Annotated in this window: 4 protein-coding genes; 3 read left to right on the forward strand and 1 reads right to left on the reverse strand. The window is 68.9% G+C overall.

Annotated elements, in window-relative coordinates; translation table 11 throughout:
* Positions 1-111: 111 nt before the first annotated feature.
* Positions 112-1053: a lipase family alpha/beta hydrolase gene (locus AC27IQ_RS20450; protein WP_317353226.1), complete on the reverse strand. Its 942-nt coding sequence runs from the start codon at positions 1051-1053 to the stop codon at positions 112-114.
* A 169-nt stretch (positions 1054-1222) separates the two neighbouring features.
* Here AC27IQ_RS20450 and AC27IQ_RS20455 point away from each other — a divergent pair, with 169 nt between their 5' ends.
* The 3 genes from AC27IQ_RS20455 (at position 1223) to AC27IQ_RS20465 (ending at position 3558) form a co-directional block, all read left to right on the forward strand.
* Positions 1223-1705: an Lrp/AsnC family transcriptional regulator gene (locus AC27IQ_RS20455; protein ID WP_092745358.1), complete on the forward strand. Its 483-nt coding sequence runs from the start codon at positions 1223-1225 to the stop codon at positions 1703-1705.
* 146 nt (positions 1706-1851) lie between these two features.
* A complete protein-coding gene (locus AC27IQ_RS20460) occupies positions 1852-2586 on the forward strand; it encodes a GNAT family N-acetyltransferase (RefSeq protein WP_487090587.1) in 735 nt (244 codons plus the stop codon).
* Between the two features lie 90 nt (positions 2587-2676).
* Positions 2677-3558: a CorC family transporter gene (locus tag AC27IQ_RS20465; protein WP_272565200.1), complete on the forward strand. Its 882-nt coding sequence runs from the start codon at positions 2677-2679 to the stop codon at positions 3556-3558.
* Positions 3559-3591: the final 33 nt, after the last annotated feature.

Raw genomic sequence — 3591 nt, forward strand, 5'->3', positions numbered from 1 at the left:
CCGGGCCGCCCGTGGCCCACCAGAGCAGGGCGGCGGCCGCGGCGATGCCGCACCCCGCCAGTGCCGCGCCGGGGATGCGCGTCACTGGCCGGTCCGTCATGGTTCGGGTTGTCACAGGCCCGCTTTCTTGAGGCGGTTGGCCTGGTCCAGGTACAGCGTGACCGGGTCCACCGACAGCCAGTCCCGCAGGCCGAGCAGTTGGTTGACCTCGTCCAGATGGTTCTGGCGGTAGTCGCCCAGGTGTTTGCCCAGGCGTGCCGAGCAGGCCGACACCAGGCCGTCGTTGGCCTCGTTGAACACCAGCCCGGTCGTGGCGAGCAGGGCGTCGCTGGCATCGAGCACGTTGGTGACCGTGCGCACGCCGGTCCACGAGTAGTAGCGCACGCCGTTGACCAGATCGGCCCCGTCGCCGCAGCCGCTGGTGGGCACGCCCGCGCCGAAGCGCTGGTTGAAGCGCGCCGAACCCTCGGTGGTGAGCGAATCCAGCGCCGCGGTCGGCATCTGCGGCAGGCCGCTGCCGCCCGACGACAGATTGATGAGCGCCACCAGCGCCGAAGCCGCCTGGCTGGCCACCGCCTCGCTCACGCTGCCCTTGGGCGCGACCCCGCGCACCACGTCCGCCACGCGCGAACCGCGGTTGACGCCGCCCACGGAGGTGACCGACGCCACCCACTGCGGCGCCACCCCGGCGACGTACCGCGCCGTCGGGCCGCCATGCGAATGGCCGATCAGGTGGACCTTCTCAGCGCCCGTGAGCGCCCGGATGTTCTTCACCTGGGCCAGCAACTGCTCGCCCCGCACCTCGGTGCTGTTGGCCGCCGATACCTGCGCCACGAACACGCGGGCGCCATCGCGCTGCAGCGCCTGCGGAATTCGGTAGAAGTAATCCACGCCCAGCGCGGAATCGAATCCGAACAGGCCGTGCACCAAAACGATGGGGTAGCGGGTCTGCGCGTAGCCGGACTGGGCGCTGGCGCCCTGCAAGCCCTGCAATGCGAACGCGGCCAGGACGAAAGCGAAACCGCGCAGCAGGCGGCTGAATGCAACGAACATGGTTTGTCTCCGGTGGTGGTGTGAAAACACTCTCTTATAAAAAAGAACGACCGTTCTTTTTTGGGGATTTTGCGACGATGCGCGGCCTTCCACATCGGGACATACGTGCATTCGGCGGCGATGGAATCCACCTTCGCAGCCGTGCCCGAGATCCGTAGAATCCTGCGCCATGACCGCTGACCACGCACTCGACAAGCTCGACCGCGCCATCTTGCGCTGTTTACAGGTGAACGGACGCGAAACCTACGACGAAATCGGCGAGCGGGTGGGACTGTCGCCCAGCGCCGTGCTGCGCCGCGCCAAGCGCCTGGAGGACAGTGGCGTGATCGACCGCTACGTGGCACTGGTCCGGCCCGAGTCGGTGGGGCTGGGCCTCACGGCCTACCTGAACGTGCGCCTCGAAAAGCACACCGAGAGCCACAAGCGCAACCCCATGGACCTGTTTCGCGCCAGCGTGCAGACCTGGCCCGAGGTGGTGGAGTGCGCCGCGCTCACGGGCGAGATGGACTACCTGCTGCGCGTCGTGGTGGCCGACATGGCGCACTACAGCCGCTTCATCATGGACACGCTGCTCAAGCACCCCAGCGTGCAGGATTGCAAGACGAGCTTCGTGCTGGACCGCGTGAAGGCCACCACCGCCGTGCCGGTGTAGCGCGCAGGCGCTCTTGAATCCATAGCTGCCCGCGCCCTCGGGCCCGTCTGTGGCGCCGTCCGGGGGCGGAGAGGCTTCGCCTGCTGCGCCGCAGTGCAACAAAAAGTTTGGCCAGGGATAAGGGAAAACCCTAAAATCGCGCCATCATGATCCCCACCCAAGACTGGCTTCGCGCGTCCCCCGATGCAGGCGGCACTGTGCTGCGCAGCGAAGCGCCCCGTCCGCCGCACCGGCGGGGCAGCTCGCCGGTCATGGTGCCGATCCGCTCGCTCGGCCCCGGGCACCGCGAGCGCATCGCCGCCCACCTGCTGCGGCTGGAGCCTGCGGACCGCTATCTGCGCTTCGGCTACGCCGCCAGCGACGAACAGGTGCAGCGCTATGTGGACCAGCTGGATTTCGTGCGCGACGAGATCTTCGGCATCTACAACCGGCGGCTCGAACTCATCGCCGTCGCCCACCTCGCCTACGCCGATTCGCCGGAGCACCAAAGCTGCGCCGAGTTCGGCGTGTCCGTGCTGGGTCAGGCGCGGGGGCGCGGCTTCGGCGCGCGGCTGTTCGATCGCGCCGTGATGCATGCGCGCAACCAGGGCGTGAGCATGGTGTTCATCCATGCCCTGAGCGAGAACACCGCCATGCTGAAAATCGCGCGCAATGCCGGCGCCACCGTGCGCCGCGACGGCTCGGAGTCCGAGGCCTACCTGCAACTGCCGCGCGCCGGCCTGGACACCCGCATGGCGCAGATGGTGGTGCACCAGTTCGCCGAGATGGACTACCGCTTCAAGAAGCAGGCCCGCCAGTTCTGGCGGCTCCTGGCCGGGCTGCAGGAAGTGCGGCGCGGCGTGCGCGGCGTGCGCGACGGGCGCCACCAGTCGGCCGAATGACGGCCCCGGGCGCCCGGCAGGGCCGCCAGCGCGGCGCTTCCGCTATCCTTGGGGCCTGATCAACCACCGCACGTCCTGCATTCCAAGACCGTGTCCGACCCCCATTCCGCGCGCCCGTCCGAACGAGAGGACAAGCGCACGTTCCTGCAGCGGCTCGTCGAGTTCATCCACCCCGGCCCGGATTCGACCGACGAGCTGATCGCCACCCTGGCGGAAGCCGAAGACAACCAGATCATCAACGCCGATGCCCGCGTGATGCTCGAGCGCGTGCTGCGCATGGCCGAGATGCGGGCCAGCGACGTGATGGTGGCCGCCCCGCGCATGGACCTGATCGACATCGAGGCGCCGTTCGATGCCCTGCTGCACCAGGTGATCGACACCGCGCACTCGCGGTTTCCCGTCTATCAGGGCGAGCGCGAGAACATCATCGGCATCCTGATGGCCAAGGACCTGCTCAAGCTGCAGCGCGCGCCGGAGCTGAACATCCGCGCGCTGTTGCGCCCTGCGGCCTTCGTGCCGGAGAGCAAGGGCCTGAACGACCTGCTGCGCGAGTTCCGCGTGAACCGCATCCACATGGCGGTGGTGATCGACGAGTTCGGCCGCGTGGCCGGGCTGGTCACCATCGAGGACGTGCTGGAGCAGATCGTGGGCGAGATCGAGGACGAGTTCGACATCCCCGAGGACGAGGGCGACATCTTCGGCCTGGCCGACCGCACCTACCGCGTGAGCGGCGACACGCCGGTCGAGCGGGTGGCCGAGGCGTTCGGCGCGGTGCTCGCGGGCTCCGACCGGACCGAGCCCTTTGACACCATCGGCGGCCTGATCGCGCACGAGATGGGCCGTGCCCCCAAGCGCGGCGAGACGCTCGACCTGGGCGGCCTGCGGTTCGTCGTGCTGCACACCAAGGGCGGCGCGGTGCGCTGGTTCAAGGTGTCGCCGGTTCCCGCCGAAGACGACCGGGCTGCGCACTGATGGGCGCCGCTGGCGCGCGCCGCGGCCCGCTCG

Source organism: Acidovorax sp. KPB24-07 (assembly GCF_057543315.1).

Bases quoted from the DNA above. Each gene is read 5' to 3' on its own strand.
- AC27IQ_RS20450 (WP_317353226.1), bottom strand. From the start codon at position 1,053: ATGTTCGTTGCATTCAGCCGCCTGCTGCGCGGTTTCGCTTTCGTCCTG.
- AC27IQ_RS20455 (WP_092745358.1), top strand. From the start codon at position 1,223: ATGACCGCTGACCACGCACTCGACAAGCTCGACCGCGCCATCTTGCGC.
- AC27IQ_RS20460 (WP_487090587.1), top strand. From the start codon at position 1,852: ATGATCCCCACCCAAGACTGGCTTCGCGCGTCCCCCGATGCAGGCGGC.